This window comes from Streptococcus parapneumoniae (genome assembly GCF_037076355.1).
In the GTDB taxonomy this organism is placed as follows: Bacteria; Bacillota; Bacilli; order Lactobacillales; family Streptococcaceae; genus Streptococcus; species Streptococcus parapneumoniae.
Window position 1 is genome coordinate 2,312,516 of the sequence record NZ_AP026968.1, and the last position, 14,497, is coordinate 2,327,012.

The following is a 14,497-nucleotide window of genomic DNA, read 5'->3' on the forward strand; positions in this document are numbered from 1 at the left end:
TGTCAAATATTACAGGGGTAAATAAAAAACTATCTTTTCTTTGAGATAGAAATGATAGTTTCTTGTAAAATAAACTTAGTTAAAGTAATTGAGTCCCATTGCACCTTTAACCTCAGATAGGGTTTGACCTGCAACTTCACGCGCTCTTTCACTACCTTTTTGAAGCATATTATAAACTTCTCCCATATCCTTAGCAAATTCGATACGGCGCTCACGAATAGGACCAAGTTCACGTTCTAATATTTCAAGTAGATAACGCTTGGTCTTCACATCACCAAGACCACCTCGTTGATAATGTTCTTTCATGTCAGCAATTTCTTGAGCATCTTCTAGACGACCAAAAACATCTAGATAATGGAAAACCATATTTCCTTCAATTTTACCTGGATCCTCAACGCGGATATGATTTGGATCTGTATACATACTCATTACTTTTTTACGCAAAGTATCCGCATCATCAGCTAAATAAATACCATTATTGAGTGATTTAGACATTTTAGCATTCCCATCTAAACCAGGCAAACGCCCTGCTCTCTCATTTTCTGGATAAATACCTTCCGGTTCTACCAAGACATCACAGTTATATGCATTGTTAAAAGAACGAACAATTTCACGAGTCTGCTCAATCATTGGCTTCTGATCTGTCCCAACAGGAACATAATCAGCTTTGAAAGCTGTGATGTCAGCTGCTTGAGCTATTGGATAGACCAAGAATCCTGTCGGAATGCTTTCTCCAAATCCTTTCTGAGCAATTTCTGTCTTGACAGTTGGATTACGCTCCAGACGTGCTAATGAAACCAGATTCATATAATACATAGACAACTCAGCCAACTCTGGAATCTGGCTTTGAATAAAAATAGTTGACTTACTTGGATCCAATCCAACTGCAAGGTAATCCAAAGCCACATTTCCGATAGACTCTACAATGGTTTGAGGATCTTTGGCATGATCTGTCAAGGCTTGTTGGTCAGCCAAGAACACAAACATATCATACTTATCCTCTTCCTGTAATAATACTCGATTTTTGAGACTTCCAACATAATGTCCAATATGCAATTTTCCTGTTGGACGGTCTCCTGTTAAAATAATGGGTTTAGTCATTTTGTTCTCCTTCGATATAGTCCCTTCAATTATAGCATTTTTTTAATGAAATAACCGCAATTTATCAAAATAAATCAACCTTACTATTCACGGATTTGTGTAAAGTATAATGTAAATATAATTTACACAAAATTGACAGATAAAAATTTGAATATTTCCGTATTTTCTAGTAGAATAAATATATTACACATATAGGAGAAAAACATTGCTTACAGTATCTGATGTTTCACTACGTTTTAGTGATCGCAAACTTTTTGATGATGTCAATATCAAATTTACAGAAGGAAATACTTATGGATTAATCGGTGCTAATGGTGCCGGAAAATCAACCTTTTTAAAAATTTTAGCTGGAGATATCGAACCTACTACTGGTCACATCTCTCTTGGTCCAGATGAGCGTCTCTCTGTTCTCCGTCAAAATCACTTTGACTATGAAGATGAACGTGCCATTGATGTCGTTATCATGGGAAATGAAAAACTTTATAGCATCATGAAAGAGAAAGATGCTATCTACATGAAGGAAGATTTCTCAGACGAGGACGGGGTTCGTGCTGCCGAACTCGAAGGAGAGTTTGCTGAGCTTGGAGGCTGGGAAGCAGAAAGCGAAGCCTCTCAACTCCTTCAAAACCTAAACATTCCAGAAGAATTACACTACCAAAACATGAGCGAATTGGCCAACGGTGAGAAAGTAAAGGTTCTCCTTGCCAAAGCACTTTTTGGTAAACCAGATGTTCTTCTCTTGGACGAGCCTACCAACGGTTTAGACATCCAATCAATTACATGGTTAGAAGACTTCTTGATTGACTTTGATAACACAGTTATCGTAGTATCCCACGACCGTCACTTCTTAAACAAAGTATGTACTCACATGGCCGACCTTGACTTTGGAAAAATCAAACTCTATGTCGGAAACTACGACTTCTGGAAGGAATCTTCTGAACTCGCTGCTAAATTGCTAGCAGACCGTAATGCTAAAGCAGAAGAAAAAATTAAACAATTGCAAGAATTCGTTGCTCGTTTCTCTGCTAATGCTTCTAAATCAAGACAAGCAACATCACGTAAGAAAATGCTTGATAAGATTGAACTAGAAGAGATTGTACCATCTAGTCGTAAATATCCATTTATTAACTTTAAAGCGGAGCGTGAAATAGGTAATGATCTCCTGACAGTAGAAAATCTAACTGTAAAGATTGATGGTGAGACTATTTTAGATAATATCAGTTTTATCTTGCGTCCAGGTGATAAGACAGCGCTTATTGGTCAAAATGACATCCAAACGACTGCATTAATTCGTGCAATCATGGGGGACATTGACTATGAAGGAACTGTCAAGTGGGGAGTAACTACTAGCCGTTCTTACTTGCCAAAAGATAACTCGGCAGATTTTGCAGGAGGAGAGTCAATCCTTGACTGGTTGCGTCAATTCGCAAGTAAAGAAGAAGATGACAATACTTTCCTACGTGGCTTCCTCGGTCGTATGCTCTTCTCTGGAGATGAGGTTAACAAACCTGTAAATGTCTTGTCAGGGGGAGAAAAAGTTCGTGTCATGCTTTCAAAACTCATGCTTTTAAAATCAAATGTCCTTGTACTTGATGATCCAACAAATCACTTGGACTTGGAATCTATCTCAAGCTTGAATGATGGATTGAAAAACTTTAAAGAATCAATCATCTTTGCCAGTCATGACCACGAGTTTATTCAAACTTTGGCTAACCATATCATTGTCTTGTCTAAAAATGGTGTCATTGACCGTATCGATGAAACCTATGATGAATTCCTAGAAAATGCAGAAGTACAAGCAAAAGTTAAAGAACTTTGGAAAGACTAAATAAAACTTCAAAACTCAGTTGGGTTAACCAGCTGAGTTTTCTAACATTTTATGAGGTAACATGAAATTATTTTTTAAAACATATTGGATCTATTTTGTTTCTTTCATCATTCCCGTAATCATTATGATAGGAGTATATCTATCTCAAGGTATCTACTGGAATAGCGATACATCTCCACTATTAGGAGATGGGTTTCATCAATACGTTATTTTTGATGTAGCTTTACGAAATATCCTACATGGAAATGATAGTCTGTTTTATACCTTTACAAGTGGCCTCGGATTAAATTTTTATGCCCTATCTAGTTATTACTTGGGAAGTTTCCTTTCACCTCTAGTTTACTTTTTTGATCTAACGAATATGCCAGATGCTGTCTATCTGACAACTCTCTTAAAATTTGGATTGATTGGACTGTCAACTTACTTTAGTTTAAATAATTTATTTCAATTGATTCCTAAGCCTTTAAAACTAGCTTTATCTACTTCATATGCTCTGATGAGTTTCTCTGTCAGTCAATTAGAGATAAAAACCTGGCTGGATGTTTTTATCTTGATTCCTTTAATTATAACTGGTCTACACCTACTTATAACTGAAAAGAAATTCCTATTATACTTTACAAGTCTGTCAATCTTATTTATTCAAAATTATTATTTTGGATATATGACAGCATTGTTTCTTATTTTCTGGTATCTCTGTCAAATTTCTTGGGACTTTAAAACTCGAAAATCATCTGTTCTTGATTTTGTTGTGACCTCCTTTTTAGCTGGTATGGCTAGTTTGATTCTGACTCTTCCTACTCTGTTTGATTTACAGACACATGGGGAAAAATTGACTGAAGTTACAAAGTTTCAAACTGAAAGTAGCTGGTATCTTGATCTCTTTGCTAAGCAATTCATCGGTTCCTTTGATACAACCAAGTATGGGGCTATTCCAATGATTTTTGTTGGACTACTTCCCTTTATTTTGACTATTTTATTTTTTACGCTGAAATCCATTAAGTTTCACGTGAAACTTATCTATGCAATCTTCTTTGCATGTCTAATTGCAAGCTTTTATATTGAATCTCTTGATTTATTTTGGCAAGGCATGCATACTCCAAACATGTTTTTACATCGCTATGCTTGGATTTTCTCTACCTTGTTAATTTACACAGCAGCGGAAGTCTTAAATCGTCTGAAAGAAATTAAAATCTGGAATTTTTTAGTTTCGCTTTTTCTTATAGTAACAGGATTTTTAGCTACCATCTATCTAAAATCACATTATTCTTTTTTAACAGATTTGAATATTCTACTGACTCTTGAATTTTTGGTTGTCTATTCTCTTTTACTCCTTGCAGTTATCAAAAAGTTTATCTCTGTAAATCTATTTGCCATTCTAATCTCTTTATTTATAATGGTTGAAATAAGTTTAAATGCTTCATCTCAAATAGACGGAATTGCTAAGGAATGGGGATTTGCTTCTCGAAGTGCATATAGTAGAGATATCCCAGCTATGGAATCTTTCTCAACATATATTGGGAATCAATTTACCCGTACTGAGAAACTAGAGACTCAGACAGGAAATGACAGTATGAAATTCAACTACAATGGAATCTCTCAATTTTCATCTGTTCGAAATCGTTCAGCAAGCTCTACTTTGGATAAAGTTGGATTTAAATCCTCTGGAACCAATCTCAATCTCCGTTATGCCAATAATAGTATTTTGGCTGATAGTTTATTTGGCATCCAGTACAATATCTCAGACAGTCCTATTGATAAGTATGGTTTTAAAGATATCTATCAAAAAGATAATCTTACCCTATATGAAAATCAATTCTCTCTTCCGATTGCATTTGCTAGTCAATCTGTTTACAATGATGTCAAGTTCAATGAACACACTTTGGATAGTCAAGCCTCGTTTTTAAATCAACTTGCTAACGTCGATTTTGATTATTTTTCTCCAATCCCCTATGAAAAAACAGAGAATACTGATGATTTGATTAGTGTTACAAGCTCTTCAAATGAGGATGCATCAATCCAGTATCAAATTGAAGTGCCAGAAAACAGCCAAGTTTATCTTTCTTTCACAAACCTTCACTTTTCTAATGACAAACAAAAGAAGGTTGACATCCTTGTAAATAGAGAAAAGAAAACTTTTACAACTGATAATGTCTTCTCCTTCTTTAATCTAGGTTATACAAAAGAGACAAAAACTTTCAATATTCATGTTAGTTTCCCTGGAAATTCACAAGTATCATTTGAATCTCCTACCTTCTATCGTTTAGATACCCAAACTTTCACCAAGGCAATTCAAAAAATTAAAGAACAACCTGTCACAGTATCAACTTCTAAAAACAAGGTCTTTGCTACATATGATGTTAAACAAGATACGTCCATTTTTTTCACCATTCCTTATGACAAAGGTTGGTCTGCCTACCAAGATGGTAAGAAAATAGAAATGAAACAAGCTCAAACTGGATTTATGAAAGTTGACATTCCAAAGGGAAAAGGAACTATTACACTTTCCTTCATTCCCAATGGTTTTATTACTGGAGCAATCTGTTCCTTTACTTCTCTTTTACTATTTGGAATCTATAATCACAAACGAAAGTCTTCTAAGACATAAAAGAGGCTAGGCAAAAACTCAATTTCAGGAAAATGAAGTAAATCTTCCCACAATAAAACGCATAGTATCAAGGTTTTCAACACCTGATATTATGCGTTTTTATGATTTTAAAGACTTTTTGCCCAGCCTCTTTTAATCTTCCTCCATTTTCTTAGGTTGATAGGCTAGCATACCTAAACCAATAAATAGAGCTAGTATCACGGCAAGGAAAACGACTTGATGATAAATATTTCCTGTCATAGAAATTGTTTGTCGTAATCCAGAAACCGAATAACTCATTGGTAACCAAGGATTAATGGCTCTAAAGAAATCATTTGTCAAGGCAATTGGATAAGTACCGGCACTTGATGCTAGCTGTAATAAAAGCAAAATAAGAGAGAAGAAAGCTCCTATACGGCTATTCCATGTTGTTAAAGCAGTCACCATGGACATGAATACTAAACTTGTTAGGATAATGAGAATAAATGTTCTCATTTCATGATTAGCAGTTAAACCAATAATATGAACTCCTCCATATACCAAAATTCCTGCTAAAACAGCTATAATACCATTTATTTCAGCTCGAGATTTCAACCAAGCCCAACGGCTCTCTGGATGACGTCCTGAAGGCAACTTCGCAAAGATCATATTCGTTGATATTGCTGCAACAAAAAGAGCAACTGATATCATATAAGGAGCCATTGCAATTCCATTTACAGGAACTTGATCATTGTCTGTTTTTGAAAGATTGAGTGGATTTGACAAAATCTCTGCATTTTTAGATTCCGTTGATGCTGACTTGAGTTGATCACTAGCATTACCTAATCCTTGTCCCAAAGAAGCAACTCCTGTCTGTAAACCTTCCAATCCAGAAGTTAACTTTGTTCCACCTTCTGCTAGTTTCCCAGCTCCAGCTGCCAATTTATTAGCTCCACTTTCTAATTGAGAAGCACCTGAAATTAACTGACTGGATTTGTCAGCTAGTTGGCTAGATCCTGACTGCAATTTATCAACTCCTGCTATCAATTCTTGACTCTTTTGATTCAATTGATTAGAGCCAGTTGATAATTTTTCAATACCAGATACTAATTCTGGAGTTTTTTCAACTAATTGACCAACTCCTGCTGTCAAGTTAGAAGATTTTTGTGTCAAGGTAGTTGAGCCTGAAACTAATTGGTCCAAACTACCTGTCAAGGTGGAATTCTTTTCACTTAGTTGACTTGCGCCTTGAGAAACTTTATCAACACCTGCAGTATATGCATTTACCCCCGATGTAATCGACTGACTAGCAGGAACTAATTTGCTAGTAACAGCTCCTTGTATCTCTGTTAATCCACTTGACAATCCTGTCAAAGAAGTAGAAGTAATAGGTAATACTTGATTAGCTTGATTTTTTAATGTCGAAAGATTTGAAGATTGATTTTGTAAGTTTTCTAAACTTCTCTGTAAACCTTGTACTAAAGCTACAATTGACTGAGCCGATTGAATACTATCAGTTGAATTTTGAGATACAGAAGCACTTATCTCAGCTTGTTGCTCACTTGTCAAAGATTGATAAGCTGCTGTCGATTGAATATTGGCTAATGTAGTTGCTTTTTCAGACTGATCACTTGCTAACATTTGATTAGAAAGAGATGCTATACTTGATAAAACAGAATCTAATTGTTTTATATCTCCAACATCAATATTTTGAATAACTTGATTTAACTGATTCAAACCAGAAGATAATTGAGCAATTTGATCTTTTTTCCCAGACGAAGCATCTAACTTGCTAGAAAGTTGTTGAATCCCTTCACTTAATTGCTCCACCCCCATTCGAAGTGTAGCTGATTGATTGGATAACTGATTAGCACCTGTTGCAAGATTTCCCACTCCATTGGTGTAGGTACTAACACCAGATGAAAATTGATTAAGACCAGCATTAAGCTGAGAAACACCGCCAGTATAGGATTCTACACCAGTATATAACTGATTGATTCCTCTTACTAATTCAGGACTTTTAGAAGATAATTGACCTAATCCGCTATCTAATTGACTCACTGCACCAGTATATGTAACTAAACCACTATTAAAATTCCCTAAGCCAAGATGAAGTTGTTCGACACCAGAAACATAAGCAGATAATCCTTTAGTAAACTGCTCCGTTCCATTTGAAAATGTTAAACTTGAAGCTGCTAAAGAGTGTAGGTTGGTAGTTAATGTTTGACTTCCTGCCACTAACTGATTCGCTCCATCAGTTAATTTTTCACTACCAGAAGCTGCTTGACTCATACCATCCTTTAAATCAATCATTTTGTTAAATAAGGCTTTAGTATAGGTCTCGGTTACATTGGTAGAAACACTCTGCTTTAATTGTGTCATAGCAGAATCACTCATCTTGCTGGCAATAAAGCTATGACCACTTGAAGTCTGATAATCGATCTGCATTTGCTCTGGATGATCCGTTAAAATAGAAGCTGCTTTTTCAGATAAATCACTGGGTAAAGTCACTACCATATAGTAATCGCCATCTTCCAATCCATTCTTTCCTTCCTCTTCATCTACAAAATGAGAATCCAAGGTTTTATTTTCTTTTAAATTGGACACAATGTCTTTTCCTATTGCCATAGTATTACCATTATAGGAAGCCTCTTTATCATTATTGACAACTGCCACAGGTAAGTCAGACAATTGCCCATATGGATCCCACATTGAGGATAAAAATATGATATTGTACAGAGCTGGAATAAGAGAAATCCCTATCATGACAATAATAAAGGTTGGTTTTTTAAAAATTGCTTTCCATTCTTTAAACATAGTTTCTCCTTTTTTAAACATATTGTCTAAAATTTTGATATAATAGATTATACATTAAAAAATCTAAATTACAAGATAAAAAATCTATTTTTAGACATATAGTCTAATTTGTTTACAAGGAGGAAATATGCAAGAAAGTAACAACCGCTTAAAAACAAAGCGAACTATTGAAAATGCTATGGTACAATTACTGATGGAACAGCCATTTGATCAAATTTCTACTGTCAAATTAGCAGAAAAAGCCGGAATTAGTCGTTCCAGCTTCTATACTCACTATAAGGATAAGTATGATATGATTGAGCATTATCAAAGCAAGCTATTTCATACATTTGAATATATTTTTCAAAAACATGCTCATCACAAAAGAGACGCTATTCTAGAAGTCTTTGAATATCTAGAATCAGAACCACTTCTGGCTGCCCTTCTTTCTGAAAATGGGACTAAAGAAATCCAAAATTTCTTACGAAATAAACTTCATATCATGCTCAGTACAGATTTACAAAAGCGATTTATGCAACTGAATCTCAATACCACTGAATTAGAATATAGTAGCATCTATCTAACTCATGCACTTTTTGGTGTCTGTCAAACTTGGATTGCACATGGAAAAAAAGAAAGTCCTCAAGAAATAACAGACTTTCTTATGAAGATGCTTGGTGATACAAATTGATACAAAAAGAGGAACACAGCTGTGTTCCCTTTTATCTATACTCCGCCAGTAGGACTCGAACCTACGACATCATGATTAACAGTCATGCGCTACTACCAACTGAGCTATGGCGGATAAAATAGTCCGTACGGGATTCGAACCCGTGTTACCGCCGTGAAAAGGCGGTGTCTTAACCCCTTGACCAACGGACCTTCTATCTGTAGCAGATATAACCATTATATCAATTTCTTGCTAATTGTCAATCACTTTTGAGATTTTTTCTCTAAAATATCTTTCAATTTTCTAATTTTTAACCTTGAAATAGGACAACGATGGTCTTCATAGAAAACAATTTCTAAGTTTTTTCGATCAATTTCTCTGATATTGCCTATATTTACCAAAAATGACTTATGAGGAGAATAAAATCGCTGAGTATGTTTGTCCTTTTCCTGAATATCTGTCATTGTTCCATAGAACTCTTTTGCAAAATTCTTACCAATAATGCGCAATTTATGAGAGACCCCTGTCGTTTCAATATACAGAATGTCATGATAAGGAATTTTTAAATCATTTCCCTTGTAATTATAGTCGAAATAATCTACAACATCTTCATTTTCAAGTAACATACTTTTAGTGTAGAAGATATTTTGCTCAATTCTCTTCTTAAACATCTCATCATTGATATCCTTATCAACAAAATCTAAGGCTGATACCTGGTATTTATAGGTTAGAGTCGCAAACTCTGATCGACTGGTGATAAAGACGATAATAGCGTAAGGATTGTAATGACGAATGAGCTGAGCCACTTCAAATCCCTTTTTCTCAATCCCATGAATATCGATATCTAGGAAATAAAGCTGGTTTACTTCATCGTTTTCAATATATTCTTCAAATTCACGGACTTTTCCCGTTGTCTTGTATGATATTGGAATATTCGACTCTTTCGAAATTTCATCCAATATTCTCTCTAGTCTCACTTGATGTTCAATAACATCTTCTAAAATTAAAACTTTCATTCAAATTCCCTCTTAAATCTAATAATTTGTCTAAATGTACTGCCTTCCATCTCTGTTTCTAAAATAATATTGTTGTACTTATTTAGTAGTTCTTTTACATTATTTAATCCGACTCCGCGATTTCTTCCCTTAGTAGAGAATCCTAAGGCAAATAGATCTCCTGAAGGAGTCATCGTCATTTTACATGAATTCTGAATCACAATAACTGTTTCAGTTTCCATCTTAATAACTGCTACTTCCATCTGCTTTTTATAGCTATCAGCTGAACCTTCAACAGCATTGTTCAATAAAACACTCATGATACGAACCAAATCCAATAGTTCGATTGGGAGCTTGGTAATCGTATCTTTTACTTCCAGTGTAAACTCTACACCATTATTTCGAGCATAGACAATGGACTGAGCAACCAAACTTCGTAAAGCTGAATCTTCTATGTTGTTCAAATCAAAGTAAGTGTACTTATCTGAACGCAGTTTATGATTGGCTTTGACCAAAACTTCATTGTAAACTCTGTCAATTTCCTGTAAATCACCACTGTCAATTGCCATCTGCATACTGACAAGCATTCCAGCATAGTCATGTCGAAAACCACGGATTTCATTATACAGTCCGACAATTTCGTCTGTATAGTTTTGTAAATGTTTCTGTTCAAATTTCTTCTGCTTCAAAGCAATCTCTTTCTCCATTTGTTCTTTATGCGAATTCATTGCAAAGAAGGTCAAAAGGAGAGAAATAAAGACAATAGATGACAAAATACTTCCAAAACTATTCAAATGTTTAACCGTACTTACCATATCTGAAACGAAAGATGCAGTATGGAGCAGTAGTAAAGCAAACAATACTTTTTTCAAGAAAGGATAAAGGTAGTCCTTATCAAAATAGGCTAGTTCTAGATGGAAATAATGAATGATTTTTAAGATAACAACATAAGTCAATACCGTTACAACGAAAAAGAATGGGTCATGATATTGTAAAACAAAATTATCTCCTGTTATAGAAGAGAAAGTTACGGACAGAAAGTTATGAGTGCTCTCATATAAAAGTGCTAGTAGTAAACTTAGGAATAATCCTCTATCCCTCTCATACTGTTTAATCCATCGAAAATAGGAATATAAGCCCAAAGGAAATAAAAATGTTGCAATCCCTAACCCATCTAAATTTAGAAGATATAAGGGAAAATCAAGTGCTATTGCTGTTAGTAATGTATAAGCACCAAAAACGTATAGTTCTCTTCTATTTACTTGACCTTTACAAATTAAATGGTAACTGTAACTAATAATTAAAAAATAAACAATAACTGTCCCAAATCCAAGCAAATTCATTACTCTTTCTCCTTATTTCATTACTGTTTTATTTGGAAAATAAAATCACGGAGTAATCTTGACAGTCTACTTTCCCCACCTTTAATCTTTTGCAAGTCTTTTTCCTTCAAGGCTACAAACTGTTCCAATTTAACTGTGTTTTTCATAATAAAATCTCCTAAAATGTTTTTTTCTTGTAAGCTAACTTACAAAAACCATTATACAAAATGAAATTTCATTTTAGATAAAATTCTCTCAACTGTCATTTTTTTCTCCCCAAGTGTACTTTTTTAAGAAAAAAGCCGGGAAAATTCCCAGCTTTGCTACTATATTGATCCCAGCAGGATTCGAACCTGCGACCGTTCGCTTAGAAGGCGAATGCTCTATCCAGCTGAGCTATGAGACCTAACACATCTATTCTACCAAAAATTCAATTAAAAGTCAATTTTCTATTTATGATAGGGTGATCCCTGCTGAATCGTAAAAGCGCGATAGATTTGTTCAACAAGAACTAGTCTCATTAACTGATGTGGTAAAGTTAGACGGCCAAAACTAACAGAAAGATTGGCTCTCTTTTTTACATCCTGTGCTAACCCCAGACTCCCTCCAATAATAAAGGTAAGAGTAGAAAATCCTTTTATAGAAGCTTCTTCTAACTGCTTACTAAATTCTTCTGAGGAGAAAGTTTTCCCTTCAATAGCTAACGCAATAACAAAATCACGGTCGCCAACTTTTGATAAAATTCTTTGACCTTCTATTTCTAAAATCTTTTGATTTTCTGATTCACTGGCCTTATCTGGTGTTTTTTCATCTGCTAGCTCAATCATTTCAAGCTTAGCAAATCTAGAAATTCGTTTTAAATACTCTGCAATACCATCTTTTAAATACTTTTCTTTCAGTTTCCCAACTGTTACAACTTTAATTTTCATGACTCTATTCTAACATATTCTCTATTTTTTCACATCTTATTCACAAAATAAAAAAATAGATTTCAATTGAGAAAATCACAGTTTTAAAAGAGTTATCCACAGTTTGTGTAAAACTTTTGTGTTTAAGTTATAATTAAGCTAGTCAGTTTATACTTTCAGTAATTCAAAAATATGGAGGCAAATATGAAACATTTAAAAACATTTTACAAAAAAGGGTTTCAATTATTAGTCGTTATCGTCATTAGCTTTTTTAGTGGAGCCTTGGGTAGTTTTTCAATAGCTCAACTAACTCAAAAAAGTAGTGTAAGCAACTCTAACAACAATAGCACTATTACACAGACTGCCTATAAAAACGAAAATTCAACCACTCAGGCTGTTAATAAAGTAAAAGATGCTGTTGTATCCGTTATTACTTATTCAGCAAATAGACAAAATAGCGTATTTGGCAATGATGAGACTGATACAGATTCTCAGCAAATCTCTAGTGAAGGATCTGGAGTTATTTATAAAAAGAATGACAAAGAGGCTTACATTGTCACCAATAATCACGTTATAAATGGTGCCAGTAAAGTAGATATTCGCTTATCAGATGGAACTAAAGTACCCGGAGAAATTGTCGGAGCGGACACTTTCTCTGATATTGCTGTCGTCAAAATCTCTTCAGAAAAAGTGACAACAGTAGCTGAATTTGGTGATTCTAGTAAGTTAACCGTAGGAGAAACTGCTATTGCTATTGGTAGCCCGCTCGGTTCTGAATATGCTAATACTGTCACTCAAGGTATCGTATCTAGTCTCAATCGAAATGTATCTTTAAAATCTGAAGATGGACAAGCCATTTCTACAAAAGCCATCCAAACTGATACTGCTATTAACCCAGGTAACTCTGGCGGTCCACTGATCAATATTCAAGGACAGGTTATCGGAATTACCTCAAGTAAAATTGCCACAAATGGAGGCACATCTGTAGAAGGGCTTGGTTTCGCAATCCCTGCAAATGATGCTATCAATATTATTGAACAGTTAGAAAAGAACGGAAAAGTGACACGCCCAGCTTTGGGAATCCAGATGGTTAATTTATCTAATATAAGTACAAGCGACATCAGAAGACTCAATATTCCAAGCAGTGTAACATCTGGCGTAGTTGTTCGTTCGGTACAAAGTAATATGCCTGCCAATGGTCACCTTGAAAAATACGATGTCATTACAAAAGTAGACGACAAAGAGATTGCTTCATCAACAGACTTACAAAGTGCTCTTTACAATCATTCTATCGGAGACACTATTAAGATAACTTACTATCGTAACGGTAAAGAAGAAACTACATCTATCAAACTTGACAAGAGTTCAGGTGATTTAGAATCTTAATTGACATCTATGTAAAGAAAGCTTTACATAAGAGAAAAGATGTGTTAGTGTAGAATCATGGAAAAATTTGAAATGATTTCTATCACGGATATACAAAAAAATCCCTATCAACCTCGAAAAGAATTTGATAGAGAAAAACTAGATGAACTAGCACAGTCTATCAAAGAAAATGGGGTCATTCAACCGATTATTGTTCGTCAATCTCCTATTATTGGTTATGAAATCCTTGCAGGAGAGAGACGCTATCGGGCTTCACTTTTAGCTGGTCTAATGTCTATCCCAGCTGTTGTTAAACAGCTTTCAGATCAAGAGATGATGGTCCAGTCCATTATTGAAAATTTGCAGAGAGAAAATTTAAACCCAATAGAAGAAGCACGCGCCTATGAATCTCTCGTAGAGAAAGGATTTACCCATGCTGAAATTGCAGATAAAATGGGCAAGTCTCGTCCATATATCAGCAACTCCATTCGTTTGCTTTCCTTACCAGATGCTATCCTCTCAGAAGTAGAAAATGGCAAACTATCACAAGCACATGCTCGTTCGCTAGTTGGATTGAATAAGGAACAACAAGACTATTTCTTTCAACGGGTTATAGAAGAAGATATTTCTGTAAGGAAATTAGAAGCTCTTCTGACAGAGAAAAAACAAAAGAAACAGCAAAAAAATGATCATTTCATACAAAATGAAGAAGAACAGTTAAAAAAACTACTCGGATTAGATGTAGAAATTAAACTATCTAAAAAAGATAGTGGAAAAATCATTATTTCTTTTTCAAATCAAGAAGAATATAGTAGAATTATCAACAGCCTGAAATAAGGCTGTTCTTTTATTTTTTTATCTCACAAGGTTATCCACTATTTTTTTCGATAAAAAGCTTAATAAATCAATAGTTTCTGACTTTATCCCCAACCTGTGGATAAAACTTGAT

11 protein-coding genes and 3 tRNA genes are annotated in these 14,497 nt (G+C 34.7%); 5 read left to right on the forward strand and 9 right to left on the reverse strand.

Features of this window, described 5'->3' with window-relative positions; translation table 11 throughout:
* Positions 1-75: 75 nt before the first annotated feature.
* Positions 76-1,101 (reverse strand): tryptophan--tRNA ligase, encoded by a 1,026-nt coding sequence (trpS, locus tag SP4011_RS11335; RefSeq protein WP_338619370.1) that lies wholly within the window; start codon positions 1,099-1,101, stop codon positions 76-78.
* 205 nt (positions 1,102-1,306) lie between these two features.
* Between trpS and SP4011_RS11340 the strand changes: the two genes are divergently transcribed.
* Both SP4011_RS11340 and SP4011_RS11345 read left to right on the forward strand, forming a co-directional pair.
* On the forward strand, positions 1,307-2,929 hold the full coding sequence (locus tag SP4011_RS11340) for an ATP-binding cassette domain-containing protein (protein WP_000958774.1): 1,623 nt from the start codon (positions 1,307-1,309) through the stop codon (positions 2,927-2,929).
* A gap of 61 nt (positions 2,930-2,990) precedes the next feature.
* Complete coding sequence (locus SP4011_RS11345) at positions 2,991-5,534, forward strand: YfhO family protein (protein WP_338619371.1); 2,544 nt, start codon at positions 2,991-2,993, stop codon at positions 5,532-5,534.
* 132 nt (positions 5,535-5,666) lie between these two features.
* Here the strand turns inward: SP4011_RS11345 and SP4011_RS11350 are convergent, their stop codons facing one another.
* Complete coding sequence (locus SP4011_RS11350; protein ID WP_338619372.1) at positions 5,667-8,309, reverse strand: YhgE/Pip domain-containing protein; 2,643 nt, start codon at positions 8,307-8,309, stop codon at positions 5,667-5,669.
* Positions 8,310-8,436: 127 nt separating this feature from the next.
* Between SP4011_RS11350 and SP4011_RS11355 the strand changes: the two genes are divergently transcribed.
* Complete coding sequence (locus tag SP4011_RS11355) at positions 8,437-8,979, forward strand: TetR/AcrR family transcriptional regulator (RefSeq protein ID WP_338619373.1); 543 nt, start codon at positions 8,437-8,439, stop codon at positions 8,977-8,979.
* Positions 8,980-9,019: 40 nt separating this feature from the next.
* On the opposite strand, the gene SP4011_RS11360 is transcribed toward SP4011_RS11355, so the two are convergent.
* The 7 genes from SP4011_RS11360 to rlmH form a co-directional block, all read right to left on the reverse strand.
* Positions 9,020-9,093, reverse strand: a tRNA-Asn gene (locus SP4011_RS11360).
* Between the two features lie 5 nt (positions 9,094-9,098).
* Positions 9,099-9,170, reverse strand: a tRNA-Glu gene (locus SP4011_RS11365).
* Positions 9,171-9,221: 51 nt separating this feature from the next.
* Positions 9,222-9,974, reverse strand: coding sequence for a competence system response regulator transcription factor ComE (gene comE, locus SP4011_RS11370; RefSeq protein WP_000866065.1), 753 nt, complete (start codon positions 9,972-9,974; stop codon positions 9,222-9,224).
* Complete coding sequence (gene comD, locus SP4011_RS11375) at positions 9,971-11,296, reverse strand: GHKL domain-containing protein (RefSeq protein ID WP_218757900.1); 1,326 nt, start codon at positions 11,294-11,296, stop codon at positions 9,971-9,973. The genes comE and comD overlap by 4 nt, the downstream gene beginning before the upstream one ends.
* Positions 11,297-11,316: 20 nt before the next feature.
* Positions 11,317-11,442 carry a competence-stimulating peptide ComC gene (gene comC, locus SP4011_RS11380; protein WP_218757899.1) on the reverse strand — a complete coding sequence of 42 codons (126 nt, stop codon included), beginning with the start codon at positions 11,440-11,442 and terminating at the stop codon, positions 11,317-11,319.
* A 165-nt stretch (positions 11,443-11,607) separates the two neighbouring features.
* Positions 11,608-11,681: transfer RNA gene (locus SP4011_RS11385), tRNA-Arg, on the reverse strand.
* A 43-nt stretch (positions 11,682-11,724) separates the two neighbouring features.
* A complete protein-coding gene (rlmH, locus tag SP4011_RS11390; RefSeq protein WP_084367488.1) occupies positions 11,725-12,204 on the reverse strand; it encodes a 23S rRNA (pseudouridine(1915)-N(3))-methyltransferase RlmH in 480 nt (159 codons plus the stop codon).
* A gap of 183 nt (positions 12,205-12,387) precedes the next feature.
* Between rlmH and SP4011_RS11395 the strand changes: the two genes are divergently transcribed.
* Together SP4011_RS11395 and SP4011_RS11400 are read left to right on the forward strand one after the other, a co-directional pair.
* A complete protein-coding gene (locus SP4011_RS11395) occupies positions 12,388-13,569 on the forward strand; it encodes a S1C family serine protease (protein ID WP_338619378.1) in 1,182 nt (393 codons plus the stop codon).
* A 57-nt stretch (positions 13,570-13,626) separates the two neighbouring features.
* Positions 13,627-14,385, forward strand: coding sequence for a ParB/RepB/Spo0J family partition protein (locus tag SP4011_RS11400; RefSeq protein ID WP_338619379.1), 759 nt, complete (start codon positions 13,627-13,629; stop codon positions 14,383-14,385).
* Positions 14,386-14,497: the final 112 nt, after the last annotated feature.